Annotated in this window: 22 protein-coding genes and 2 pseudogenes; 13 read left to right on the top strand and 11 right to left on the bottom strand. The window is 45.3% G+C overall.

Translation table 11 applies throughout. The annotated features are described in order from the left end of the window. Positions 1 to 159: 159 nt before the first annotated feature. Complete coding sequence (locus AC1P5O_RS12820; RefSeq protein ID WP_121979787.1) at positions 160 to 1,383, bottom strand: CaiB/BaiF CoA transferase family protein; 1,224 nt, start codon at positions 1,381 to 1,383, stop codon at positions 160 to 162. A gap of 358 nt (positions 1,384 to 1,741) precedes the next feature. Here AC1P5O_RS12820 and AC1P5O_RS12815 point away from each other — a divergent pair, with 358 nt between their 5' ends. Next, positions 1,742 to 3,013: an MFS transporter gene (locus tag AC1P5O_RS12815; protein WP_004646947.1), complete on the top strand. Its 1,272-nt coding sequence runs from the start codon at positions 1,742 to 1,744 to the stop codon at positions 3,011 to 3,013. A gap of 74 nt (positions 3,014 to 3,087) precedes the next feature. Here the strand turns inward: AC1P5O_RS12815 and AC1P5O_RS12810 are convergent, their stop codons facing one another. Then, complete coding sequence (locus AC1P5O_RS12810; RefSeq protein ID WP_181953441.1) at positions 3,088 to 3,231, bottom strand: hypothetical protein; 144 nt, start codon at positions 3,229 to 3,231, stop codon at positions 3,088 to 3,090. 8 nt (positions 3,232 to 3,239) lie between these two features. Here AC1P5O_RS12810 and AC1P5O_RS12805 point away from each other — a divergent pair, with 8 nt between their 5' ends. Genes AC1P5O_RS12805 through AC1P5O_RS12795 form a run of 3 tightly spaced genes read left to right on the top strand, consistent with a single transcriptional unit; the run spans position 3,240 to position 4,101 of the window. Further along, entirely contained in the window at positions 3,240 to 3,473 is a 234-nt protein-coding gene (locus tag AC1P5O_RS12805; RefSeq protein WP_499006116.1) for an AMP-binding protein, read from the top strand. Beyond that, positions 3,470 to 3,925 (top strand): AMP-binding protein, encoded by a 456-nt coding sequence (locus AC1P5O_RS12800; protein ID WP_499006114.1) that lies wholly within the window; start codon positions 3,470 to 3,472, stop codon positions 3,923 to 3,925. The genes AC1P5O_RS12805 and AC1P5O_RS12800 overlap by 4 nt, the downstream gene beginning before the upstream one ends. A gap of 44 nt (positions 3,926 to 3,969) precedes the next feature. After that, positions 3,970 to 4,101 carry a hypothetical protein gene (locus tag AC1P5O_RS12795; protein WP_499006113.1) on the top strand — a complete coding sequence of 44 codons (132 nt, stop codon included), beginning with the start codon at positions 3,970 to 3,972 and terminating at the stop codon, positions 4,099 to 4,101. A 109-nt stretch (positions 4,102 to 4,210) separates the two neighbouring features. Here AC1P5O_RS12795 and AC1P5O_RS12790 read toward each other — a convergent pair whose 3' ends face one another. Beyond that, entirely contained in the window at positions 4,211 to 4,888 is a 678-nt protein-coding gene (locus tag AC1P5O_RS12790; protein WP_005100372.1) for a type 1 glutamine amidotransferase domain-containing protein, read from the bottom strand. A 172-nt stretch (positions 4,889 to 5,060) separates the two neighbouring features. Next, positions 5,061 to 5,945 carry a LysR family transcriptional regulator gene (locus tag AC1P5O_RS12785; protein WP_005251776.1) on the bottom strand — a complete coding sequence of 295 codons (885 nt, stop codon included), beginning with the start codon at positions 5,943 to 5,945 and terminating at the stop codon, positions 5,061 to 5,063. Positions 5,946 to 6,122: 177 nt separating this feature from the next. On the opposite strand from AC1P5O_RS12785, the gene AC1P5O_RS12780 reads away from it, so the two are divergent. From AC1P5O_RS12780 to AC1P5O_RS12755, 6 genes are all read left to right on the top strand, one after another. Further along, a complete protein-coding gene (locus AC1P5O_RS12780; protein WP_005246360.1) occupies positions 6,123 to 7,652 on the top strand; it encodes a CoA-acylating methylmalonate-semialdehyde dehydrogenase in 1,530 nt (509 codons plus the stop codon). An 11-nt stretch (positions 7,653 to 7,663) separates the two neighbouring features. After that, the gene (gene mmsB / locus AC1P5O_RS12775; protein ID WP_005266420.1) at positions 7,664 to 8,554 is read left to right on the top strand and encodes a 3-hydroxyisobutyrate dehydrogenase; all 891 of its coding nucleotides are present in this window, start codon (positions 7,664 to 7,666) and stop codon (positions 8,552 to 8,554) included. 86 nt (positions 8,555 to 8,640) lie between these two features. Further along, on the top strand, positions 8,641 to 10,290 hold the full coding sequence (locus tag AC1P5O_RS12770) for an AMP-binding protein (RefSeq protein WP_005246365.1): 1,650 nt from the start codon (positions 8,641 to 8,643) through the stop codon (positions 10,288 to 10,290). 59 nt (positions 10,291 to 10,349) lie between these two features. Continuing rightward, on the top strand, positions 10,350 to 11,477 hold the full coding sequence (locus tag AC1P5O_RS12765) for an acyl-CoA dehydrogenase family protein (protein ID WP_004730935.1): 1,128 nt from the start codon (positions 10,350 to 10,352) through the stop codon (positions 11,475 to 11,477). A 22-nt stretch (positions 11,478 to 11,499) separates the two neighbouring features. Continuing rightward, on the top strand, positions 11,500 to 12,273 hold the full coding sequence (locus AC1P5O_RS12760) for an enoyl-CoA hydratase (RefSeq protein WP_004280280.1): 774 nt from the start codon (positions 11,500 to 11,502) through the stop codon (positions 12,271 to 12,273). 25 nt (positions 12,274 to 12,298) lie between these two features. Continuing rightward, positions 12,299 to 13,360, top strand: a complete 1,062-nt coding sequence (locus AC1P5O_RS12755; RefSeq protein ID WP_305158222.1) for an enoyl-CoA hydratase/isomerase family protein — start codon at positions 12,299 to 12,301, stop codon at positions 13,358 to 13,360. Between the two features lie 82 nt (positions 13,361 to 13,442). On the opposite strand, the gene AC1P5O_RS12750 is transcribed toward AC1P5O_RS12755, so the two are convergent. The 4 genes and pseudogenes from AC1P5O_RS12750 to pdxR all read right to left on the bottom strand — a co-directional run bounded on the left by AC1P5O_RS12750 (position 13,443) and on the right by pdxR (position 18,400). Beyond that, on the bottom strand, positions 13,443 to 13,613 hold the full coding sequence (locus AC1P5O_RS12750) for a hypothetical protein (RefSeq protein WP_005266430.1): 171 nt from the start codon (positions 13,611 to 13,613) through the stop codon (positions 13,443 to 13,445). 171 nt (positions 13,614 to 13,784) lie between these two features. Beyond that, positions 13,785 to 14,654 (bottom strand): SDR family oxidoreductase, encoded by an 870-nt coding sequence (locus AC1P5O_RS12745; protein WP_005246373.1) that lies wholly within the window; start codon positions 14,652 to 14,654, stop codon positions 13,785 to 13,787. A gap of 371 nt (positions 14,655 to 15,025) precedes the next feature. After that, positions 15,026 to 16,402, bottom strand: a pseudogene (locus AC1P5O_RS12740) (amino acid permease). Between the two features lie 495 nt (positions 16,403 to 16,897). Then, entirely contained in the window at positions 16,898 to 18,400 is a 1,503-nt protein-coding gene (gene pdxR / locus AC1P5O_RS12735; RefSeq protein WP_004646934.1) for a MocR-like pyridoxine biosynthesis transcription factor PdxR, read from the bottom strand. A 316-nt stretch (positions 18,401 to 18,716) separates the two neighbouring features. Here pdxR and AC1P5O_RS12730 point away from each other — a divergent pair, with 316 nt between their 5' ends. From AC1P5O_RS12730 to AC1P5O_RS12720, 3 genes are all read left to right on the top strand, one after another. Further along, the gene (locus AC1P5O_RS12730) at positions 18,717 to 20,000 is read left to right on the top strand and encodes a Glu/Leu/Phe/Val family dehydrogenase (protein ID WP_499006109.1); all 1,284 of its coding nucleotides are present in this window, start codon (positions 18,717 to 18,719) and stop codon (positions 19,998 to 20,000) included. A gap of 347 nt (positions 20,001 to 20,347) precedes the next feature. Further along, positions 20,348 to 21,610, top strand: coding sequence for a 4-aminobutyrate--2-oxoglutarate transaminase (gene gabT, locus AC1P5O_RS12725; RefSeq protein WP_004646932.1), 1,263 nt, complete (start codon positions 20,348 to 20,350; stop codon positions 21,608 to 21,610). A 16-nt stretch (positions 21,611 to 21,626) separates the two neighbouring features. Then, positions 21,627 to 23,075, top strand: coding sequence for an NAD-dependent succinate-semialdehyde dehydrogenase (locus AC1P5O_RS12720; RefSeq protein ID WP_148334797.1), 1,449 nt, complete (start codon positions 21,627 to 21,629; stop codon positions 23,073 to 23,075). A 204-nt stretch (positions 23,076 to 23,279) separates the two neighbouring features. On the opposite strand, the gene AC1P5O_RS12715 is transcribed toward AC1P5O_RS12720, so the two are convergent. From AC1P5O_RS12715 to AC1P5O_RS12705, 3 genes and pseudogenes are all read right to left on the bottom strand, one after another. Then, the gene (locus AC1P5O_RS12715; RefSeq protein WP_148334775.1) at positions 23,280 to 23,561 is read right to left on the bottom strand and encodes a helix-turn-helix domain-containing protein; all 282 of its coding nucleotides are present in this window, start codon (positions 23,559 to 23,561) and stop codon (positions 23,280 to 23,282) included. After that, entirely contained in the window at positions 23,554 to 24,285 is a 732-nt protein-coding gene (locus AC1P5O_RS12710; RefSeq protein ID WP_499006108.1) for a HipA domain-containing protein, read from the bottom strand. The genes AC1P5O_RS12715 and AC1P5O_RS12710 overlap by 8 nt, the downstream gene beginning before the upstream one ends. Then, positions 24,285 to 24,384: pseudogene (locus tag AC1P5O_RS12705) on the bottom strand (IS1 family transposase); the annotation flags it as partial. The gene AC1P5O_RS12710 and the pseudogene AC1P5O_RS12705, both read right to left, overlap by 1 nt.

Here is a 24,384-nt window from a genome sequence, read left to right as displayed (position 1 = left end):
GAATAATTCAAGTGAATTTGTTTGAAAGAAGAACTTTAAAAGCTTTATTTTCACCCGATAAAATACCCATAAAACAAGAGGAAGCTCAAATGAGCTTCCTCTTGTGAAAAATTGTGGGACAGCAATGATCGCAAGATTCCTTTTTTACTGCTTGCAGGCTTATCGCTGCTGGATAACTTTTTTGCTTTTCAGTTCTTCCATTTCAGCAGAACTTAAATATTGACTCAAAATGGCATCGGTATCTTCACCCAGACAAGGGGGTGCCTTTTTATATTCTACCGGTGTCTTGGAGAGTTTAATCGGTGAACCGATTGAGGTGTAATCTTCACGTAAAGTATGCGGCATCTGAATCACCATATCGCGTGCCAATACCTGTTCTTCTTGCAAAGTCTGTTTCAGGTCATTGATCATTCCTACCGGCACTTTAACCGCATGGATTAAATCCACCCAGGTTTTTGCCGGTCTAGTATAGAAATGAGCCTGTAGAACTGTGGTCAATTCTTCACGATGTGTAACACGTCCAGAATTTTTTAAGAAGCGAGGATCTTCTGCCACCTTAGCCAGACCAACGGCCTGACACAAAGCTTGGAATTGCAGATCGTTACCACAGGCGATAATAAATTCACCTTCCTGGGCTTTAAACACCTGATAGGGCACAATATTGGCATGTGCATTTCCGAAGCGACCGGGGACTTTGCCTGAGGTGAGATAATTCATGGCCAGAACAGAGAGGGAAGCAACCTGGGTATCTAACAGCGCCATATCAATATACTGACCTTCACCGGTTTTCTCACGGGACAACAAAGCCGCCTGAATGGCAATTGCGGCATATAAGCCGGTGGTCAAATCGGCAAAGGCCAGACCTGCTTTTTGCGGGCCACCACCGGGCAGATCGTCACGTTCGCCAGTGACACTCATCATGCCGCCCATTCCCTGAACGATAAAATCATAGCCCGGCTCTTGCGCACGCGGACCGTTCTGGCCAAAACCGGTAATAGAACAATATACCAGTCGCGGATTTAGCTGACTCAGACTTTCATAATCCAGCCCATATCGTTTCAACGAACCGGCTTTATAGTTTTCAATGACTACATCGCTTTGTTCAGCAAGCTTTTTGATAATACTTTGACCTTCAGGTGTAGATAAATCGATTGCAACCGAATGCTTGCCACGGTTGGCTGACAGGTAATAAGCCGATTCATGGGTATCTTGCTGCTGATTGTTTTTAAGCCAAGGTGGTCCCCAGATACGGGTATCATCCCCATGATCCGGTTTTTCAATCTTGATCACTTCTGCACCCAGATCAGCCAGAATCTGGCTACACCAGGGCCCAGCCAAAATCCGGCTTAAATCCAGTACACGAAATCCTGTTAAGGCACCCATTATTACGCTCCCTGTTCGATCCTATTCAAATGACATATCGTTCTTATCCCTCTTTTTAAAGCTATAGGAAAATGAAAGAACAATCAACTTTATGATAATAAATTTCGCATAACAAAATAAAACATCTAAAATAATTGAATATTCATCTTATTTTATTTAGCCTGATGCAAATATAAGCATGAACGAGGAACAAGAGCTAACTGATAAAAAGGAAAAAGGTATCTCCTAGACAGGATTAAAAAAGGAGTCAATCAAGTGAATTAAAAACGGATTAGCCTTAAAGCATATTCATTAGCGGAATAGCTTTAAATATAAAAAGATCATGAAAACCTAAGGATAGGAAAACAGAGATTTAAATATGACGGATTTAGCTAGAGAATTAGAAAAGATTAAACCTACGACCAAACGAACCCAGCAAATTGCTTTTATTTTCGCCTTTCTGGCTTTACTGGTAGATGGCGCGGACATGTTGCTGCTGTCTTTCAGTTTAAATAGCCTGAAAGCAGAGTTTGGTCTCAGTAATCTGCAGGCTGGTACACTAGGCAGTTTTACCTTAGCAGGTATGGCGATTGGTGGCTTTATAGGGGGCTGGGCCTGTGACCGTCTGGGCCGTGTACGTACCGTAGTCATTTCGATTCTGGTATTTTCCATATTGACCGCAGCCTTAGGCTTTGCACAGAACTTTGAACAATTTGCTGTTTTACGCTTTCTGTCTGCTTTCGGCATAGGCTCTTTATATATTGCAGCCAATACGCTCATGGCTGAATATGTTCCAACTGAATATCGCACCACGGTTTTAGGTACCTTACAGGCAGGATGGACCGTCGGTTATATTGTGGCCACTGTACTGGCAGGCTGGATCATTCCGGAATATGGCTGGCGAACCCTATTTTTTATTGCCATTATTCCCTCGGTTATGGCGATTTTTATCCAGAAACTGGTTCCTGAGCCAGAATCCTGGCAGCGTGCACGTTTGCAGCGTCTATATGCCCCAGCTGAAATCACAGCACAGCAACCCGCCAAAAAAAGCACAGTCAAAGAGATTTTCGCGGATCCTGCGAATCGCAGAATGTTCATCTTGTGGATCTTTACGGCCGGTTTTCTGCAATTTGGCTACTATGGCGTAAATAACTGGATGCCGGCATATCTGGAATCTGAATTGCACATGAATTTTAAATCTATGGCCGGCTATATGATTGGTACTTATGTGGCGATGATTTTCGGGAAAATTCTAGCGGGCTTTGCCGCAGACCGTCTGGGTAGACGCGCTGTCTTTTCGTTTGGAGCAATTGGAACGGCGATTTTCCTGCCCGTGATTGTGCTATTCAATACGCCAGATAACATTGCCTATCTGCTGATTTTCTTTGGATTCCTGTATGGTATTCCATATGCGATTAATGCCACTTATATGACAGAAAGCTTCGCCACCTCGATTCGTGGTACTGCAGTAGGGGGTGCTTATAATGCAGGTCGTATTGGCGCCATGTTTGCACCTGCGATTATTGGCGCGGCAGCCAGCGGTGGTTCAATTGGTCTAGGCTTCCTGATTATGGGCGGTGCTTATTTCTTATGTGGGGCAGTGTCCGGGATTTTCATCAAAGACCGTCAATACGATCCACAAAAAGCATAATTTCAACTTCAAAAAAAGAGCCTGAATACAGGCTCTTTTTTATACTCTTCAATTAAAGCTGAATTTCTATTTGTTTATTCCTGATCTGCTTCTTTATGCAGATGAATACTTTTCAAACCATCATTTACTTTATTGAGCAGATGAATCAGGGTAACCACATCATCAAAGGCCAGTTTATTTAAGGCCTGACCATAAAAATCAAAGAAATCAGCTTGCAAGTTGTCCCATGTTTCCAAGCTGGGATGTAGCCAAAGCAGTAGATCTGATTCATCAGCATCAGGTGAATTTCACCATGGCCTCGACCCCATTCCTGAATGACCTATCCAATACCGTGGCAGAACAGCATGACAAGGTTGATTCACTGAAAATTTTCCTGTGTGCAGGTGCGCCCATTCCAGGTCCATTGGTGCAAAAAGCCCGGGATATTTTAGGAGTAAAAGTGATTTCAGCCTGGGTATGACCGAATGTGGTGCAGTGACGCTGACCCGACCTGAAGATGAGGATGAACACTCTTTCAATACGGATGGCATCGCTTTACCTGGTGTTGAAATCAAGATCGTGAATAAAAAAGGTCAGACCAAAGCCGTGAATGAATCCGGGCGTTTGATGATCCGCACCTGTTCAAATTTTGGCGGTTATTTAAAACGTCCACATTTGAATGATACGGATGCCGAAGGCGGGTTTGATACTGGCGATATTGCCTATCAGGACGAGCATGGCTATATTCGGATTTGCGGACGTAAGAAGGATGTGATTATTCGTGGTGGAGAAAATATTCCGGTCGCGGAAATTGAATCACTACTTTATAAGCATCCGAATATCGCCACAGTAGCTTTAGTGGCTTATGCAGATGAGCGAATGGGCGAGCGTGCCTGTGCAATCATCAAGCTGAAGATCAGACAAAGCCGTTAAGTTTTAATGAGCTGGTAGAATTCCTGAAAACCCATAATCTGGCTATGCAGTATCTGCCGGAACGCCTGGAAATCTGGGAGGATATTCCGATGACCCCATCAGGGAAAATCCAGAAATTTAAACTCAGAGAGTTACTGGCTCAGCATATTGCCTCCACAGCGGCTGAAGCGAACTAAATCTGGGAATAAATAGATAAATTAAACCCTGAATAATCTTGCATCATTCAGGGTTTTCTTATTTAAAAAGAAGTGATCTAAAAGATTAATACGAATTTTAGATTAACTTCTATTTTAATAATTTTAATAAAGCTTCTGCGGTTGCAGCAGAAGAGGCCGGATTTTGCCCGGTAATCAGTAAACCATCTTGCTGTACATGCACCTGCCAATCCTCAGCTTTGGAATATTTCCCGCCTTTTTCTTTCAGCATGTCTTCCACTAAAAATGGCACAATATCGGTTAGGCCTACGCCGTTTTCTTCGGTATTAGTAAAACCGGTGACTGTCTTGCCTTCTACAATAGAACGGCCTTCGGCATCTTTGACTTCACGAAGTACACCCGGTGCATGACAGACCAGCGCAACAGGTTTATCTGCCTGTAAAGTCTGCTCAATTAAAGAAATAGAATTCTGGTCTTTGGCTAGATCCCATAATGGACCGTGACCACCCGGATAGAACACGGCATCAAAATCCTGATTTAAGACCTCACTCAACTTATGTGTATTAGCAAGAGCCTGCATGGCCACCTCATCTGCTTCAAAGCGTTTGGTGGTTTCGGTTTGCGCATCCGGCTCATTACTTTTTGGATCTAATGGTGGCTGACCACCTGCAGGAGAAGCCAAAACTACCTCTGCGCCTGCATCGACAAAGGTGTAATAGGGTGCAGCCAGTTCTTCCAGCCAGAAGCCGGTTTTTTTGCCAGTATCGCCCAGCTGGTCATGTGAAGTCAGTACCATCAAGATTTTCATATTATTTTCCTGTAGCTCATTAAAAAACATCGCGAATGATCGACTGTTAATTTAACAAGTCATGAGCGTCAGGAATGTTGTGATACGTTCATTTGCTGTATCGATACGTTGTTAATTCGGTTGATTTAACTTAAAGAGGTGACTCTAGATACAGCACAGTTGTATTTGATATTCATCTGCCCATTAACAGGTCTTGCTGAAGATCAGCCTGCTTGCGCAGGAAATCCCAGACCAGTTTTATTTTTGGTTCATGTTGCAGATCGACCAGTGTTAGCATCCAAAAAGTATGGGTAAAACTGACCTGATCGCCCAAAACCTCTTTGAGTTCGCTTTTATCATTGACCAGAAATTTCGGCAAAATGGCCAGTCCGGCTCCTGCACGAACCGCAATCTCCTGCGCCAGAATACTGTTACTGCGAAAACAGGCACTAACCTGCAAGGGAAGACGCTCTAGCGAATAGAGTGCAGTGCTATAGACCAGATCATCAATATAGTCAACAAAACGGTGCTGCTGGAGGTCTTCCAGTTTTTTAATTTCCGGATTTTGTTGTAAATAATGCTGGCTGCCATATAGCTTTAAACAGTAATTAGACAAACGAGTAATGATATAGGGACCCGATTTGGGCCGGTCAATCGCGATCACAATATCGGCTTCACGATGTGACAATTTAATGGTCTTCGGAACCGGAATTAAATCGATGGTTAAGGAAGGATAATGCTGGGAAAACTCAGCCAGTAACCGCGCTAAAAATGCAGTTCCAAAGCCTTCTGGTGCACCAATCCGGACCCGACCTTGCAAGGGATCATGGCGCTTGTCAATCTGGATAAAGGACTGTTCCATCTGTTCCACACGCGGCACCAGTGCCAGACCTTCCGAGGTTAGTTCATAACCGGTGGCTTCGCGCTTAAACAGTTGCGTACCTAAAGTACTTTCCAGGGCCTGAATCCGCCGCGCTACGGTGCTATGTTCAACCCCGATTAAGCGTGCTGCGTTGGTGAGTGTTTTAGCACGCGCCAAAACTAAAAAAAAGCGTAAATGATCCCAATCTACTTTCATTTTTTATTTAACATCCTGTTAAATTCCTGTGCATATTTGCACAACCATCGTGCACCAATTTCTATTGGTGGTCAAAGTGTTCTTTGTTAGTCTGCTGAAACAGCGTAAAAATTATACGTTAAATAAAAGCCAGTAAAGGCAGATACAACGACAATAACAAACCAGCACGGAGCGACCATGAACGCCATTTCTCATCCACAGCAAAGTACCGGATTCACCACCGCAAAACTCCTCATTAATGGTGAATTTGTCGAATCAAAAACCAGCCATTGGCAAGATATTATCAGTCCTGCCACTCAGGAAGTCTTGGGTCAGGTGCCTTTTGCCACTGCTGAAGAAGTCAATGCTGCGATTGCGGCTGCGCAAAATGCCTTTGCCAGCTGGCGCCAGACTCCAATTCAGGCCCGTATGCGAATCATGCTGAAACTGCAGGATCTGATTCGTACCAATTTAAAAAGTATTGCCCAAGTCTTAACGGCAGAACAAGGCAAAACCCTAGCTGATGCCGAAGGTGATATCCAGCGTGGTCTGGAAGTGGTGGAACATGCCTGTTCGATCGGTTCCCTACAAATGGGCGAGTATATTGAAGGGGTGGCACGTGGTGTCGATACCTATACCTTGCAGCAACCACTAGGTGTCTGTGCAGGAATTACACCGTTTAACTTCCCGGCGATGATTCCACTGTGGATGTTCCCGATGGCGATTGTCTGCGGCAATACCTTTGTCTTAAAGCCTTCTGAACAGGATCCACTATCGACCATGATGCTGGTTGAGTTAGCGATTCAGGCAGGTGTGCCGGCAGGCGTACTGAATGTGGTACATGGCGGCAAAGAAGTGGTCGATCTACTGTGTACCCATCGCGATATCAAGGCGATTTCTTTTGTCGGTTCGACTGCAGTCGGCACGCATGTCTATAACCTTGCAGGCCAACACGGCAAGCGTGTGCAGTCGATGATGGGCGCCAAAAACCATGTGGTGGTGATGCCAGATGCGAATAAAGAACAGACCTTAAATGCCTTGGTCGGTGCAGCTTTTGGCGCAGCAGGTCAACGTTGTATGGCACTTTCCGTGGCGGTAATGGTCGGTGAGACCAAGCACTGGGTCGATGAACTGGTCAATAAAACCAAAACCTTAAAGGTGAATGCCGGACATGAACCGAATACCGATGTGGGACCGGTGATTTCAACCCGTGCCAAAGCTCGTGTAATCGATTTGATTAACAGTGGTGTTGAACAGGGCGCAGAACTGTTGCTAGATGGCCGTAATGTACAGGTTCCGGGTTATGAGCAGGGTAATTTTGTCGGTCCAACGATTTTTAACCAGGTCACGACCGAGATGCGCATTTACAAGGAAGAAGTGTTTGGCCCGGTACTGGCGATCATGCATGTCGATACTTTAGAGCAAGCCATTGAGCTGATTAATGCCAATCCATTTGGTAATGGCGTTGGACTGTTTACCCAAAATGGCAATACGGCACGTACCTTCCAGAACCAGATTGATATCGGTCAGGTGGGCATTAACATTCCAATTCCTGTACCTGTGCCTTTCTTCAGTTTTACCGGTTCACGCGGTTCAAAACTGGGTGATCTAGGTCCTTATGGCAAACAGGCGGTGCAGTTCTATACCCAGACCAAAACCATTACCAGCCGCTGGTTTGAAGATGACCAGGAAACCACCGGTGTCAATACCACGATCAGTCTGCGTTAAGGAGCATCAGCATGAAGATTGCATTTATTGGTTTAGGCAACATGGGCGGCTCCATGGCGCAAAACTTACTCAAGTCCGGTCATCAGGTTTTTGGTTATGACTTAAGCGCAGTGGCTTTACAGCATTTTGCAGAAGCGGGCGGTATCGTCTGCGACAGTCCACAAGCTGCCGCGAAGCAGGCGGAGATCGTGGTCAGCATGTTGCCCGCAGCCAAGCATGTGCGTGAAGTCTATTTAGGTGAACACGGTATTCTGAAGGTACTTCAATCGGGCAGTTTGTGTATCGACAGCAGCACCATTGATCCGCAAACCATTCAGGAAGTTGCTGTAGCAGCTCAGGTCAAGCAGATTCGCGTCTGTGATGCACCGGTATCCGGCGGTACTTTGGGTGCCAAAGACGGGACCTTGACCTTTATGGTCGGTGCAGATGATGCCACTTTTGAGGCCGTCAAACCGGTTCTCGGCTGTATGGGTAAAAATCTGGTGCATTGTGGTGCGATGGGAACAGGACAGGTGGCAAAAATCTGTAATAACCTGATTCTGGGAATTTCCATGACTGCGGTGGCTGAAGGGATGGCACTCGGAGCCAAACTGGGCATTGATCCACAGGCCTTGGCTGGCGTGATTAACAGTTCCACTGGACGTTGCTGGAGTTCTGAAATTTATAATCCATGGCCAGATATCTGTGCCAATGCGCCGTCATCGCGGGGTTATACCGACGGTTTTGCCGCACAACTGATGCTCAAAGATTTGGGGCTGGCGGTCGATGCAGCGCAACAGGTGGATCAGCCGGTTGTACTCGGCAGCATGGTACAAAAACTCTATCAACAGCTCTGTCAGGAAGGAGATGCCCATCTGGACTTCTCCAGCATCATGCATCAATACACCACGCCAAATGCTTAAAACTTAAAAGATTCAGATGGAGCAAGGATTCGCTTCAATAATTACACCTTGTCAGTAATAACGATAAATTCAGGCTGAGGTTTAACATGTTAGATTATCAAACAACGGTTCAAGACTTTGATTTAAATACGGTTGCAAGCCAGTATCTCTCCGGTTCCATGCAGGCAGTAAATGCCTGTTATGAATGCTGTGACCGTCATGCCGATTCCGATGCCATTGCCCTATACTGGCATGGTAAAGATGGCAGAAAAGAACAATATAGCTTTGCCGAGCTCAAAAAATATTCCAGCCAGTTTGCCAACTTTTTAAAGTCTCAAGGCATTGGTAAAGGCGACCGCGTTTCCGGATTATTACCACGTACTCCCGAGTTGATCATTACTATTTTGGCAACCTGGCGGATTGGTGCGGTCTATCAACCGTTATTTACGGCCTTTGGGCCTAAAGCCATCGAGCATCGTATTCAGCTGGCGCAAAGCAAGCTGGTGGTGACTGATCTAGCGAATCGGGACAAATTATCCGAGATCAGCAACTGTCCACCGATTGTGACGGTACATGCCGAAACTGAGGCAGAGCGCTATCCGCACGACCTCAGCTTCTGGACGGTATTAAACCGTCAGGCTGAAGCTTGTGAGCTGGAGATCCTGAATGTTGATGATCCATTTTTATTGATGTTTACCTCGGGCACCACTGGACCGGCGAAACCACTTAAAGTCCCGTTGAAAGCGCTGATTGCTTTTGCAAGCTATATGCAAAATGCCATTGGTCTGACTCCTGAAGATGCATTCTGGAATATTGCCGATCCCGGCTGGGCCTACGGATTGTATTACGCGATTACTGGTCCCTTAATGCTTGGACACTCGACCTTGTTTTATGAAGGCGGTTTTAATGCCGAAAGTGTCTGCGAAATTGTTAAGGAATATGGCATTACCAATCTGGCCGGTGCACCAACCGCTTACCGCATGATGATGGCGGCCGATCCTGCTCAAATGGCAAAACTACGCGGTAAGTTACGTGTTGTCAGCAGTGCGGGAGAACCGTTAAATCCGGAAGTGATCCGCTGGTTTAAAGAGGTGCTAGATGTGCCGATTTATGACCATTATGGCCAGACCGAAGTCGGTATGGTGGTGTGTAACCATCATGCGCTGGAGCATCCGGTGCGTTCAGGTTCAGCAGGTTTTGCCAGCCCGGGTTACCGGATTGCCGTTGTCGATGAACAGGGTCATGAGCTCCCTGCGGACGTTCCAGGCATTCTGGCGGTGGATATCAGCCAATCCCCAATGATGTGGTTTTCGGGCTATGAAGAAAGCCGCAAATCGCCTTTTGTCGGCCATTACTACTTAACCGGAGATACCGCGGAAATTCATGCCGATGGCAGTATGAGTTTTGTGGGACGTAGTGATGATGTCATTACTACCTCGGGCTATCGGGTGGGGCCGTTTGATGTGGAAAGTGCCTTGCTGGAACACGATGCCGTGATTGAAGCGGCGGTGATTGGCGTACCGGATCCCGAGCGGACCGAAATCATTAAAGCCTTTGTGATTCTGGCTGGTCATTCTCCTGCAACTGCCGAGCTGCAGGAAGAGCTGGGTCAATTTGTGAAAAAGCGTTTATCTGCGCATGCCTATCCGCGTCTGATTGAATTTGTGACCGAATTGCCGAAAACCCCAAGCGGTAAAATTCAACGCTTTTTACTGCGCAATCAGGAAATCAACAAGCAGCAATCCAAAACTGCATAAGCTCATAAAGCCAACAGATTGAATAAGAAGATTAAATAAAGAGATTGAAGGAAGCATCGATGCAATTAACGGAAGAACAACACCTGATTCAGGATATGGCCAAAAGCTTCGCCCAGGAACAGATTAAACCCTTTGCCAGCGAGTGGGATCAAAAAGGCATCTTTCCAAAAGATGCCTTGGCCCAAATGGGAGAGCTGGGTTTTTTAGGCATGCTGATTCCGGAAGAATGGGGCGGCTCGGGCACAGGTACGCTGGCTTATGTTCTGGCCTTGGAAGAAGTCGCTGCGGCCGATGGTGCAACATCCGCGATTATGAGCGTACATAACTCGGTGGGTTGTGTGCCGATTTTCAAGTTCGGCACGGAACAGCAAAAGCAGCAATTTCTAAAGCCTTTGGCCCAAGGTGAAATGATTGGTGCCTTTGCCTTAACCGAACCACATACCGGATCGGATGCTGCCGCGATTAAAACCCGGGCGGTCAAGGACGGCGATCATTACATCATCAATGGCGCCAAACAGTTTATTACTTCTGGCCACAATGCCGGGATGATTATTGTGTTTGCCGTGACTGATCCAGGCGCGGGCAAAAAAGGCATGAGTGCATTTTTAGTGCCGCGCGACACACCTGGCTATGAAGTGATTCGGGTGGAAGAAAAACTCGGCCTGCATGCTTCGGATACCTGTCAGATTGCCTTAACCGATGTCCGCATTCATGAAAGTTTAAGACTCGGTGCCGAAGGCGAAGGTTTAAAAATTGCCTTGGCCAATCTGGAAGGCGGGCGGATCGGTATTGCCGCACAAGCCGTTGGTTTGGCGCGTGCCGCTTTAGAAGAAGCAACGGCCTATGCGCATGATCGCGTGGCTTTTGGCAAACCGATTTTTGAACAGCAGGCGATTTCGTTCAGGCTGGCCAGTATGGCGACTGAAATTGAAGCAGCACGCCAACTGGTTCATTTTGCTGCACGTAAAAAGGAAGCTGGCGAAAGCTGTTTGACTGAAGCCTCCATGGCCAAACTATTTGCTTCGGAAATGGCCGAACGCGTGTGTTCCAAGGCGCTACAAATTTTTGGTGGCTATGGCTATCTGAAAGATTTTCCGATTGAACGTATCTATCGGGATGCGCGGATTTGTCAGATCTATGAAGGCACCAGCGATATTCAGCGTCTGGTGATTGCACGCAGTTTATAAGGAATTAAAAAGGATTTTCATCATGCAATGGCAAACCATTTTACTCGAACAACGTAACGGTGTTGGACTGATTACCTTAAACCGTCCTCAGGCGTTAAATGCACTGAATAACCAGCTGATTGTCGAGGTCAATCAGGCTCTTGATCAGCTGGAAAAAGACCCCGAAATTGGTTGTATCGTGATTACCGGTTCGGAAAAAGCTTTTGCTGCTGGTGCCGATATTAAAGAAATGGCAGATCTGAATTTTCCGCAAATTTATCTGGACGATTTTTTTAGTCTGGCCGACCGGATTGCGCAGCGCCGTAAACCTTTAATTGCCGCAGTGAGCGGCTATGCCTTGGGTGGTGGTTGCGAGCTGGCATTGATGTGCGACTTTATTTACTGCGCTGATAATGCAAAATTTGGTTTGCCTGAAGTTACCTTAGGCGTGTTGCCCGGCATTGGCGGGACCCAGCGTTTAACCTTGGCGATTGGTAAGGCCAAAGCCATGGAAATGTGCCTGACTGCACGGCAGATGGGGGCGCAGGAAGCGGAACAAAGTGGTTTGGTCGCTCGGGTTTTTGCCAAGGAAGAATTGCTGGAACAAACCCTGCAAGCTGCCGAGAAAATTGCTGAAAAGTCGCTTACTGCCGTGATGATGATTAAAGAATCAATTAATCGGGCCTTTGAAGTGAGCCTGGCTGAAGGCCTGCGCTTTGAACGCCGGGTATTCCATTCCATTTTTGCAGGTTCCGATCAAAAGGAAGGCATGCAGGCCTTTGTGGAAAAACGCCCAGCCAAATTTACCCATCAATAAGAAATTCATAATAGGAACAAAAAGAATGAGTGATGAAAATAATTTAGCGATTCGGGTCGCAGGGGGGCTGGGCATTATCAGCCTGGACCGCACCAGCCATTTAAATGCCTTAACCCTGGCGATGATTCAGGGCATTCAGGCGCAACTCGATCAGTGGCTGCATGAACCACAGGTACAAGCGGTTCTGATCAATTCCAACAGTCCCAAGGCGTTCTGTGCCGGAGGAGATATCCGCTATCTGTATGACAGCTATCAGGCCGGCAATACCCAATATCAGGATTTTTTTGCCACTGAATATAAGATGCTGAGCACCTTGCGTAATTTTCCAAAGACCGTGATCGTGATGATGGATGGCTATGTACTGGGTGGAGGTTTTGGACTGGCTCAAGCCTGTCATATCAAAGTTACGAGTGAAAAATCACGTTTTGCCATGCCAGAAACCGCGATTGGCTTTTTCCCTGATGTCGGAGCGACCTATTTTCTATCCCGACTGGATGACGTCGGCGTATATATGGCGCTGACTGGTGAACAGATCAGCAGCAGTGATGCCTTGTATCTCGATCTGGTGGATTATCATGTGCCGAGTGAGCGTTTTGCTGAATTGGAAGCAGCGTTGATTACTGCGCCTGTGTTAAATTCGATTGAAATCCAGAAAATCATTAGTGGCTATATTACGCATCCGGTAGAAAGCGAGCTGCAAAAACGTGCAGATCTGATTAATCAGCATTTTGGCTATCCAAACCTCAAGGAGATTGAACAGAGTCTTGCTCATACAAGTAATTCAACCGATCAGGAATGGGCTAGTAAAATGCTGGCAATTTTGCAGCAACGTCCGGTTATGGCCAAGCAAACCAGCCTGAAGTTACAGCAAGCCGGACAGAATTTGTCGCTAGAAAAATGTATGCAACTGGAACGGGACTTGCAGGATGTCTGGTTAGAGCAGGGCGACTTTATTGAAGGGGTTCGTGCGCTGATTATTGATAAAGACAAAAATCCGCAGTGGCGAACCGAGAATGCAGAATTTGAACAAACACTGGAAAAGCTCTGGCCAGCATGGACTCAGCAGCGTATCGAAAATATTACTTAAAGCTGATGGTAAAAGACCCTCTATAATTTAATTATAGAGGGTCTTTGTATCTGTCCCATACTTTCATCGACATGAATTCTATTTAGGGGGACGTTTTCTTTTTCTTGCCGCCACCGTCTTGTTTATTGACCGTCGACCAGGCAATACGTTCGGCTTCTTCCTCAGAACGACCACGTTCTTTTTCGCTTTCTTCAATATGTTGGGCCTGCCGTTTCTGTTTATCGGTATAGGCTGATTTTTCACCTCTAGGCATCTTAATATCCTCATCAGGTTTGGCTGAAATTACTATAACAAGAGCTTACTTTTGCGAGGGTAAGTATTTGTTGGAAACATTTTATAAAAACAATTTTTTTTAAATATGAAAATCCAAAGATTAAATAGATGAAGATAACGGTCAGCTAGAACTGCTATCTTCTGTGCCAGATTAGCCGTTAATAATACTGCCGCCATTCACATGAATCACCTGACCTGAAATATAGCTGGCTTCTTCACTGGCCAGAAATAAATACGCCGGTGCTACTTCACTTGGCTGGCCCATGCGGCCCATTGGGGTACTTTTACCAAAATCTTTAAGCTGTTCTTCATCAAAACTGCTCGGAATTAATGGTGTCCAGATTGGCCCTGGCGCGACACCATTGACACGAATGCCGGTTTTATTTTTCAATAAATTGGTGGAAAGGCTTCGGGTAAATGTAGTGATGGCACCTTTCGTGCTGGCATAGTCAATCAGCTGATCATGTCCGTGATAACTGGTAATACTGGTGGTATTGATAATGCTGTCACCTGCTTGCATATGCGGAATCACCGCCTGAGTCAGGTGGAACATCGACAGAATATTAACATTAAATGTTTTAAGTAATTGCTCGGGCGAGATATCGGTAATACTTTCTTTCGGGTATTGAACCCCGGCATTATTGACCAGAATATTAATCGTTTTAAATTCCTGAAGGGTCTGCTCCACCATTTTCTTGATTTCATCTTGATCCTGTAAATCACATTGAATCAGCAGACAACGGCGGCCTTCATCTTCCACCATTTTTTTGGTGTCCCGTGCATCCTGATCTTCATCCAAATAGCAAATGGCAATATCGGCACCTTCGCGAGCAAATAAGACCGATACAGAACGGCCAATTCCGCTATCACCACCAGTAATCAAGGCAACTTTGCCTTTTAATTTTTCACTGCCTTTATAATGCGGTTTAATAATTTCCGGTGCAGGGTCCATTTTGGTTTGCACACCCGGTTGATGGTCTTGTGTTTCAGTTGAAGCTGGGGTTTCAGGATAATGATTCATATCTTTTCCAATTCCAATGATTGTGGCCATATAAGAAAAAATATATTAGAAGCTTTTAGGCAAAATGAGGCTGGACTCAACATTTCATAACAGAATGTATTCGAGATTTATCAATTATTCGTTGAAACGGATCAGGTTGAGCAACCAGAACAGAAAAAGCTGATGAAACAGCTTCTGGCTACACTTTGATAGCTGAGGTGGTCTTGAAAGGTGAAATTTGATTAGGAAAGGTGAGGTATCAACGGAGATTTAAAATCTAGACATACATAGGCCTTTTTTACTGGGCTTGTATATAAAATAAATGGAGAGTTTTTTAACTCTCCATTTATTTATTCATTCTGATGTGTTTAAAAAATTTCTATAGAAATAAATTAAAGATTATCACTTAAATTAATTCTGGCCTGTGCTGCCTTTTCCTTTTTGGCTGAGGCTTTACCCCAGTTAAACTTTTGTGCACAGATGCCTAAGCCCACAATAAATAATGCAAGCACACTGGTATAAACCACTTCTTTAAAATAGGTTCCTTCAATAATCATGGTAATTAAAGCGCCGACAATAAAGATAATGACCAGATAAGTGAGCCATGGGAATAACCACATCTTGAATGGAATATTTTGTCCTTCAGCTTCCAGTTTTTTACGTAACTTAAGCTGAGAAATGGCAATAGCAAGATAGACATATAAAGATACGGTACCAGTCGCTAACATCAAGACATCATAAATATTCATACTTTCGGTGGCAGTCAGATAAATCGCCACGAAAGAAAACAGGCTTGAAAAGATGACACCTACCCATGGGCTGTTATTGCGATTGGTTAAACCGAAACTCTTTGGTGCATCTCCACGTTTCGAGAGGGAATAGACCATGCGTGAACAGGTATAAAGTGCGGAGTTAAAGCAGCTACATACCGAGGTGAGCACGACAAAATTAACAATATGGCGTGCTTCGGGAATACCGAGTGCAGTAAGCGCTACGCTATACGTACCTCAGGTCGGATCTTTCAATAAAGGATTATTGTGTGGAATCAGGCAAACCGTAATCAACATTGAACCGACATAGAATAAAATGATACGCCATACAATTGAATTAGCGGCCTTACGAATTTCCTTGGCTGGATCTTTGGTTTCAGCTGCTGCTACGGTGACAATCTCTGCTCCCATATAAGCAAACATTACACCCAATAAGGCCGTGATCACCGATGAAAACCCATTAGGCATAAAGCCTTGAGCGGTTAGATGAGTTGTACCACCGAGCATAGAGGCATCGCCCCAAGGCCACAGGTGCATCACGGCCAAACTACCAAACACCAGAAACAGTACAATGGCAATAACTTTGATCAGGGCAAACCAGAACTCGAATTCATCAAAGTTTTTTACGTCACGGAGATTAATCCAGACCAGTGCTACAGTGACCAGAAGCATATAGCCCCAGATCGGGATAAATGGAAACCAGCTATTTAGGATTTTCCCGGCAACAAAGGCTTCCCAGCCCATGAGCAACGTCCAGAAAGACCAGTATAACCAGCCGATAGAAAATCCAGCCCAGCGCCCGATTCCACGATCCGCATAGGTTGAAAATGAACCACTGTCGGGATTCAGTACCGCCATTTCTCCCAGCATACGCATGATGAGTAAAACTAATATTCCACCTAGAGTATAGGCAATGAGTGCAGCCGGTCCTGCAGAATAGATGACATTACCGGAGCCGACAAAGAGTGCTCCACCAATGACACCGGCAATTGAAATCATGGTGAGATGGCGTGATTTAAGTCCGTTTTTTAAGCCGTTTGATGATTCGGAATTGGAGAAATGTTGATGTTCTGCCATATAATTTCCCTTAATATCAATAGCGTAGCGGCAATAAAATTCCTTATTTGGCTTACGCTATCTTATCCTTTGAAACTGTAACCGAATTCATCAGTGCTTGACCAATATTAAGTTAATCTTAATAAAATGAATCCTTGTAGCCCTATAGACAGGATCACACTTTGATTAAAGTACGGTTACATGCTGTTCATGTATGCGGTTAATTTCTCTTTTTTGTTGTAAAGTGACGAGAGCCATTTTTGAGCAATTCAAAGGAGCCAATTGGCTTAAGAGATAAAAAATATAAGCAGGCAATATTTACAGAAAAATAAAGCTTACCTAAAATATCAGGCTAAAAGCAGGTTTACGTTCCCTTTAAAAATAAATTAAAAGCTTTTTGATTTTAAAAATATAATTGTATTGATCCCTGAGTTTTTACTAAGTTAAAGTGCGGATCCCATGCTCGCGCAAGCACTTTAACAATATCCCGAAAGCCACCAGAATTTCCTGTTCACTCACACAGGCAAAGCCCAGTAATAATCCTTTCTGCCGGGTGGAATAATGTTTGGTATAGTATTGCGATAAGGCTCTGACCTTGATTCCCAGTTCAAGCGCTTTGGATGCAATCAAGACATCATCACTGCTGCTGGGCAATTTTAAAATCAGATGCAAACCGGCGGCGGTATTGTATTCATGCAGAAAATCTTCACCTAAATGTCGGCGAATCAGGTCAATTAAAAAAGCGTGGCGTTTGCCATACAATAAACGCATCCGTCGGATATGCGCTTCATAATGTCCTTCACGGATAAATTCAGCCAGTGTTTGCTGATCGATTAAGTGACCACCACGATAAAGTTCCGAAGCTACAATTCGCAATGAAGAAAAGAGCTGTTTTGGTACCACTAAATAGCCAATACGCAGGGCCGGATAAATCGTCTTACTGAACGTCCCCATATAAATCACCGGAGAATCCGGCTCTAAACCTTGTAAAGAAGGATAGGGCTGGCCCGAGAACCTGAACTCGCTGTCATAATCATCTTCAACAATCCAGCTATTGTGCTGGCGTGCCAGTGCAATTAACTGTTTGCGCCGTTCTAAACTTAAATGTGAGCCCAAAGGATACTGATGCGACGGCGTCACAAAAATCAGTTTAGGTGGTTTCTTGGGATGCAGATCGGGAATAATCCCTTCCTGATCCACCGGTAAGGAACGTAGATTGACGCCATTAATTCGTAAAATATTACGCGCGCCCCAATAGGCTGGATCTTCGATCCAGACCTCATCGCCTATGTCGCTTAAAGTACGCGAGACCAAATCAATTGCCTGATGGGTGCCTTCGGTAATAATGATCTGATCAGCATCGCACTGCACTGAACGGGCAATTTTCAGATATTCTGCCAGCTCCTGACGCAGTTCTAAGGAGCCACCGGCATTGCTGTAAATCAGGTTGTTAACTTGAGGTTCACGGCTCAAACGCGTTTGGATTTTGCTGAAAATATGATGCGGAAATTCGGTTACATCGGGTGCGCCCGGTACAAAGGCTCCCCATTGATAAGGCGAAGCCGCGGAATAGCCGAGCAAGTAAGAACCGCGTTGCGACAGATTATAATTTTGCTGTGCTTTTTTTTCTGCAACGGCAGGAGAATTCTGTTCTGCCTTCACCAAAAAGGATTCGGGTAATTTCTCTACTACCCAGGTACCTTGACCGGTACGGGCATCAACATAACCCTGTGCCTGTAATTGTTCATAGGCATTTAACACCGTATTACGCGATACCTGAATCTCTTTAGCCAGATCACGTGATGCAGGCAAGCGGGTTTTGGGAGCCAATACGCTATCAATAATCGCGTTACGCAAGCAGCGGAACAGTCGCATCTGTAATGTTCCTGTGACATCTTGCTGCAATCGCTGCAGTAAATAATCTCCAAGCAAGCTACGCAATTGGCTCTCTCCTACAAATTTGAAATGGCTCTCGTGAGAGCGGTATTGCTAGGTGCAAAATAGTCTGATCAGGCAGTCATTGTAAAGTGTCTTGTATGCGTTTTGATCATGTACCTGCGGCTTGAATGCGAGCATACAGGCGGGCAGGCAATATACACAGATACCGATTAAAACTAAAGCGAAAAATCCAGACACTGATTTTGTTAGGAGCTTGCTGAACTGAGACCTGAATCAAGCAATGATTGCCATAACAGGCGAATAGAGATGTGTTGCAGCCGCCAGGACATGCGACTGCATATAACAAAAGGATCATAGAATGAACATGATGATGAAAGGATTGACCTACACCGATCAGGGTACAACGGCCTGGAACAATTATCTTAAGCAACTGGATAAAGTAGCGCCTTATCTGGGTGAACTGAGTGAAAGACTGGATATGCTGCGACGCCCAAAGCGCAGTTTGATTGTCGATGTTCCGGTCATCATGGATGATGGTACGGTTCAGCATTTTGAAGGCTATCGTGTTCAGCACAATTTAACTCGCGGTCCAGGCAAAGGCGGCGTGCGTTTTCATCCAGATGTCAATTTAGATGAGGTGATGGCTCTGTCGGCCTGGATGACGATCAAATGTGCTGCTCTAAATTTACCTTTTGGTGGTGCCAAAGGCGGTGTGCGGGTTGATCCGAGCCAGCTTTCCAAGCGCGAACTGGAACGCTTGACCCGACGCTATACAGCAGAAATCAATTTAATTATTGGGCCGCAAAAAGATATTCCTGCGCCGGATGTTGGAACTAATCCACAAATCATGGCCTGGATGATGGACACGTTTTCTATGAATGCGGGTTCTACGATTACTGGTGTGGTTACAGGAAAACCGGTGCATCTGGGTGGCTCCTTGGGCCGCAGTAAAGCCACAGGTCGTGGTGTGTTTATTAGCGGGCGTGAAGTTGCCCAGCAAATTGGTCTGGATTTAAAAAATGCCCGGGTCTGTGTACAGGGTTTCGGTAATGTCGGGAGTGAAGCTGCGCTGCTTTTCCAGGAAAATGGCAGCAAAGTGATCTGTGTTCAGGACCATTCCGCCACCCTGTATCAGGAACAGGGGATTGATATTAAAAAGCTGCTTGAATACTCAAATACCCACCATAAAATTCAGGGATTTTCTGCCAGCGATGAAATTTCTGCATCAGCTTTCTGGACCATTCCCGCCGAAGTCTTTATTCCGGCAGCGCTGGAAGGTGTGATTAATACTCAGGTCGCGCAAAATATTCAGACCAAAATGATTCTGGAAGGTGCCAATGGTCCCACTTTGACTGAAGCGGATGAAATTCTGAGTGAGCGTCATATTACCGTGGTGCCAGACGTGATCTGTAATGCAGGTGGCGTGACGGTCAGCTATTTTGAATGGGTTCAGGATTTGGCCAGTTATTTCTGGACCGAGGAAGAGATTAATCAGCGTATGGATGCCAGCATGAAAAATGCGGTACAGGATGTATGGCAAAAATCAGTCCAGGCCGGATGTTCTTTGTGTACAGCCGCTTATATTCTGGCCTGTGAGCGGATTTTAATGGCGCGTCAGGAACGCGGCATCTATCCGGGTTAAGCGAAGTTTTTGCAACATGGATTAATTGATTAAACCGACTGGATTTAATCCATGATGACCTATCCTAAATTTTTGCAATGGATTTTTAAATTGGCTTCTTTATTTAAAAAGGAGCCAATTTTTATTAAAAATATAAATAACTGTTTATAAATAAAATAATTTTATATTTTGACTATTTTACTCGTTTTAAATAGACCAATTGGCTCCTTCCATCTGCTGCAAAGTGGCTCTCGTCTCATACGTATAAAAGCGCAAAATGAACCATATCAGCCAGTCTTTGGCAAATTTCTATCCCAAGATCCGGATAGCAAAATTTACAACGTATGAATCAAGAATGAGGATACAAAATGGACAGTAAACACTCAGCACTGAATGCACGTAAACAGCAGGCAACACCACGTGGTGTTGGGGTCATGTGTCAATGGTACGCAGAGAAAGCAGAAAACTCGACCATTTGGGATGCAGAAGGCAATCAATATATCGACTTTGCAGGCGGGATCGCCGTACTGAATACTGGCCATCGTCACCCTAAAATTATTGCTGCGGTCACTGAACAATTAACCAAATTTACCCATACGGCTTATCAGGTTGTACCATACGAGAGTTACGTTGCTCTGGCAGAACGTATCAATGCACGCGCTCCCATCCAAGGTGCTGCAAAAACCTCATTCTTTTCGACTGGTGCTGAAGCTGTCGAAAATGCAGTTAAAATTGCCCGTGCCCATACTGGCCGTCATGGCATTGTGACTTTTGGTAATGGTTTTCATGGCCGTTCATTCATGACGATGGCCATGACCGGTAAAACTGCACCTTATAAACGCGACTTTGGGGTGATGCCTGGTGGTGTTTTCCATGCCCGTTATCCGGTGGAATCCAAAGGCATTAGTGTTGATGATGCAATGCAAAGCATCGAAGATATTTTCGCAGAAGATATTGCTGCGCATGACGTAGCAGCAATTGTGCTTGAACCGGTACAAGGTGAAGGCGGTTTTAATGTGGTGCCAGCAGAATTCCTGAAACGCTTGCGTGTGCTATGCGATCAAAACGGCATTTTACTGATTGCTGATGAAGTACAGTCTGGTTTTGCGCGTACAGGTAAACTGTTTGCGATGGATTATTATGAGACCAAGCCAGATCTGATTACGATGGCAAAGAGTCTGGGCGGCGGTTTCCCGATTTCAGGCGTTGTGGGTCGTGCTGAAGTGATGGATGCACCAAATCCGGGTGGATTGGGCGGTACTTATGCCGGTAACCCGGTTGCTGTTGCGGCTGCCCATGCGGTACTGGATATCATTGAAGAAGAAGGGCTTTGTGAAAGAGCGAATGATCTAGGCGCAGAACTGGTTGATGTTTTACATGAACTGAAAATGTCATCTAGCATGGTCAAAGATATTCGCGCACTGGGTTCAATGGTGGCAGTTGAGCTTGAAACCGCGGAACAGGCAAAAGCTGTACAAAACCATGCCATGCAAAATGGTCTGTTAATCCTGACCTGCGGTCGTTATGGTAATGTAATCCGTTTCCTATACCCGCTCACAATTCCGGCAGAACAGTTCCGTGCGGGATTGGCTATCTTGAAACAAGGGTTTGCACTGTCTGTCGCAGCCTAATGAAAGAGTAATGATCATGCTTCAAGCGCAATATAGAGATTTATTACAGCATCCTGATATCAGCTTCGATCAGCCTGCCACGGGTGAATATATTGAAGTCAACGATGCAGCAACCCAAGCCACTTTGGCCTGGGTAAAATCCCATGACCGGGCGTCTGTAGAACAGCTGATTGTTCGTTCTCAGCAAGCCCAGAAAGCCTGGAAAGCCAAGACAGCTCTTGAACGTGCGGATGTGCTTTGGGCCTGGTTCGATCTGATGCAGGAAAATAAAGAGTCCTTGGCTCAGATCCTGACTGCTGAACAGGGCAAGCCACTGGCTGAGGCGCGTGGTGAAATTGGTTATGCCGCTTCCTTTATCCGCTGGTTTGCCGAGCAGGCGCGCCGTATTGATGGTGACGTGTTGACACCAACGCTTGCCCATCAACGTTTATTGGTTATCAAACAGGCGATTGGGGTAACAGCTGCGATCACGCCATGGAATTTCCCGGCGGCGATGATTACCCGTAAAGCCGCGCCAGCTCTGGCTGCTGGCTGTTCCATGCTGGTTAAACCGGCTGAACAAACACCTTTAACCGCCTATGCGCTTGAAGTTTTGGCCTTGCGCGCAGGTTTGCCACAAGATGTATTGCTGCATGTTAGTGGTGATGCGGTTGCAGTGGGTCAGGTCTTATGTGAAAGCGAAACCGTGAAAAAGTTAAGCTTTACCGGCTCAACTCAAGTCGGTCGTATCCTGATGCAGCAATGTGCGCCGACCATCAAAAAACTCTCCTTAGAACTTGGTGGCAATGCGCCAGTTCTGGTCTTTGATGATGCCAATCTCGAACAGGCGGTACAGGGCATCATGGCGAGTAAATTCCGGAACAGTGGACAGACCTGTGTGTGTGCGAACCGGATTTATGTACAAGATGGCATTTATGATGCGCTGGTAGAAAAACTGGTGGCTGCCGTTGCCAAGCTGAAAGTGGGTGATGGCCGTGATGAAGCCTCTACTCAGGGTCCATTAATTGATGAGGCTGCGATTGAAAAAGTGCAGTCACATATTGCCGATGCATTGAGCAAAGGTGCACAGGTGAAAACCGGTGGACAGCGTTCAAATCTGGGCGGTACATTCTTCGAACCTACGCTTTTGACTGAAGTTACCCAGCAGATGCGTATAGCAAAAGAAGAAACTTTTGGACCGTTGGCGCCGTTATTCCGCTTCAAGACTGAAGAAGAAGCGATTCAGATGGCGAACGATACAGAATTCGGTCTGGCCACGTATGTATTTACCCAAAGTACAGCACGTCAGTGGCGTGTAGGCGAAGCCTTAGAATACGGCATGGTGGGAATTAATACCGGAGCCATCTCTAATGAAGTTGCGCCATTTGGTGGAGTCAAGCAATCAGGGTTAGGCCGTGAAGGGTCTAAATTCGGTATGGATGAATACCTTGAAATGAAATATCTCTGTGTTGATATTTCTTCATAATGATGTTTAAAAAGTAAACTTATTCATTAAAAAACTGATGAGAAAATATCAGCCTCCAGTGAATCCCGTGTTTAATTTAAACCGGGATTCCTGCGATGGAGCAAGGACTCAATAAACAGATTGGAGGAGTGCATATTTTCAGTTGTTAAGTCATTCTTCTTCTCTAAAATTCCCCTAAATATCAATTAAAGCATCAGATTATCATCAGGATTTAGCCCTGATTTCTAACTTTAAACCAAAAGCATCCAGTAATTTCTGCATAGACTTGAGTGTTGGATTGCCTTCAGGTTGTTCCATTTTCTGTAGAGTCTGGGGAGCAATCTTGGTAATTTTAGCCATATCGTTGAGTGTGAGGTGCAACTCGGTACGAATGAAGCGAGCAACCTGATGAAAAGGCCAGTCAGGATTGTTACTGACGGTTTCAAGTACAGACAATCTCTTTTGCATCTGTTGAATCGGAGTCAGTGGCTTGAAGCGTTTATCCATAATTCAGCTCCTCCAATTGTTGGCAAATATTATCAATTCGATACTGGCTATTTTCCAGAATTTCAGGTGCCAATTGCAGATGTTGCATGTGCTCGAGTAACCCCTGATAAAGTGGTAATTGTTCGATTAATACCGCTTTGATTTCTTGTGGATCAATCATCGTGCTTTCGGCGATCTGTTCAATGACTGAATGCCAAATTGGCATGCCACCATGATCATCTCGCTCCCAACGTGTAGTTCGGGCAATACCATCTGGATGGAGCCACATCGGCGCAAAATCAAATAATGGGGTTAGTTGAATGATTCCATTATTGAAACGTTGAATCGCTGTATTACGGGTATGATTGTCCTTATTGCCTAAAGCGACATTGGCAAGATCACGCTTCAAATATTCAAAGATTTCCTGTTTTGGTTCAGTACAGCATTGCATCAACAGGCTACAGATCTGGTTATGGGTCATTCTTACCCCAAAACCGGCTTTTCCTCCCAGAGAAGCAATACTTTCCTGGGCAATTCTTTCAACCTTCCCATCGCTGACTTTACGGTCAAATCGGGGAATAAATAAAGTCTTACCATGCAGCTCCAGTTCCTGATGAACACGAAGTCCCAGGTATTGGGCAATTTTCATATATAAGGCTTCGTGCATCAAAATTTTATCTAGATTCTGATCACTGCCACGACTGAATTTCACCAGCCGGTGGTGTTTCAAAAAGTATGCTGACATTAAATGAAGCCATTATTGATGTAAAAAAAGGTTAAGTCGAAAGCTTTAAAATGGTTTTCAATCTTTTTTGAAAAATTACAACTCCTTCTAAAACCGCGC

The sequence above is a fragment of the Prolinoborus fasciculus genome, assembly GCF_056724605.1.
This window is presented reverse-complemented; position numbering and strand designations above follow the sequence as displayed.

What these genes read in the sequence shown, in the direction of transcription:
- AC1P5O_RS12815 (WP_004646947.1), top strand. Translation starts at nt 1,742, where the DNA reads ATGACGGATTTAGCTAGAGAATTAGAAAAGATTAAACCTACGACCAAA.
- AC1P5O_RS12800 (WP_499006114.1), top strand. Translation starts at nt 3,470, where the DNA reads ATGACCGAATGTGGTGCAGTGACGCTGACCCGACCTGAAGATGAGGAT.
- mmsB (WP_005266420.1), top strand. Translation starts at nt 7,664, where the DNA reads ATGAAGATTGCATTTATTGGTTTAGGCAACATGGGCGGCTCCATGGCG.
- AC1P5O_RS12795 (WP_499006113.1), top strand. Translation starts at nt 3,970, where the DNA reads ATGCAGTATCTGCCGGAACGCCTGGAAATCTGGGAGGATATTCCGATG.
- AC1P5O_RS12715 (WP_148334775.1), bottom strand. Translation starts at nt 23,561, where the DNA reads ATGGATAAACGCTTCAAGCCACTGACTCCGATTCAACAGATGCAAAAG.
- AC1P5O_RS12780 (WP_005246360.1), top strand. Translation starts at nt 6,123, where the DNA reads ATGAACGCCATTTCTCATCCACAGCAAAGTACCGGATTCACCACCGCA.
- AC1P5O_RS12750 (WP_005266430.1), bottom strand. Translation starts at nt 13,613, where the DNA reads ATGCCTAGAGGTGAAAAATCAGCCTATACCGATAAACAGAAACGGCAG.
- AC1P5O_RS12745 (WP_005246373.1), bottom strand. Translation starts at nt 14,654, where the DNA reads ATGAATCATTATCCTGAAACCCCAGCTTCAACTGAAACACAAGACCAT.
- AC1P5O_RS12770 (WP_005246365.1), top strand. Translation starts at nt 8,641, where the DNA reads ATGTTAGATTATCAAACAACGGTTCAAGACTTTGATTTAAATACGGTT.
- AC1P5O_RS12805 (WP_499006116.1), top strand. Translation starts at nt 3,240, where the DNA reads ATGTTTCCAAGCTGGGATGTAGCCAAAGCAGTAGATCTGATTCATCAG.
- AC1P5O_RS12710 (WP_499006108.1), bottom strand. Translation starts at nt 24,285, where the DNA reads ATGTCAGCATACTTTTTGAAACACCACCGGCTGGTGAAATTCAGTCGT.
- AC1P5O_RS12765 (WP_004730935.1), top strand. Translation starts at nt 10,350, where the DNA reads ATGCAATTAACGGAAGAACAACACCTGATTCAGGATATGGCCAAAAGC.
- AC1P5O_RS12720 (WP_148334797.1), top strand. Translation starts at nt 21,627, where the DNA reads ATGCTTCAAGCGCAATATAGAGATTTATTACAGCATCCTGATATCAGC.
- gabT (WP_004646932.1), top strand. Translation starts at nt 20,348, where the DNA reads ATGGACAGTAAACACTCAGCACTGAATGCACGTAAACAGCAGGCAACA.
- AC1P5O_RS12820 (WP_121979787.1), bottom strand. Translation starts at nt 1,383, where the DNA reads ATGGGTGCCTTAACAGGATTTCGTGTACTGGATTTAAGCCGGATTTTG.
- AC1P5O_RS12760 (WP_004280280.1), top strand. Translation starts at nt 11,500, where the DNA reads ATGCAATGGCAAACCATTTTACTCGAACAACGTAACGGTGTTGGACTG.
- AC1P5O_RS12730 (WP_499006109.1), top strand. Translation starts at nt 18,717, where the DNA reads ATGAACATGATGATGAAAGGATTGACCTACACCGATCAGGGTACAACG.
- AC1P5O_RS12755 (WP_305158222.1), top strand. Translation starts at nt 12,299, where the DNA reads ATGAGTGATGAAAATAATTTAGCGATTCGGGTCGCAGGGGGGCTGGGC.
- AC1P5O_RS12790 (WP_005100372.1), bottom strand. Translation starts at nt 4,888, where the DNA reads ATGAAAATCTTGATGGTACTGACTTCACATGACCAGCTGGGCGATACT.
- AC1P5O_RS12785 (WP_005251776.1), bottom strand. Translation starts at nt 5,945, where the DNA reads ATGAAAGTAGATTGGGATCATTTACGCTTTTTTTTAGTTTTGGCGCGT.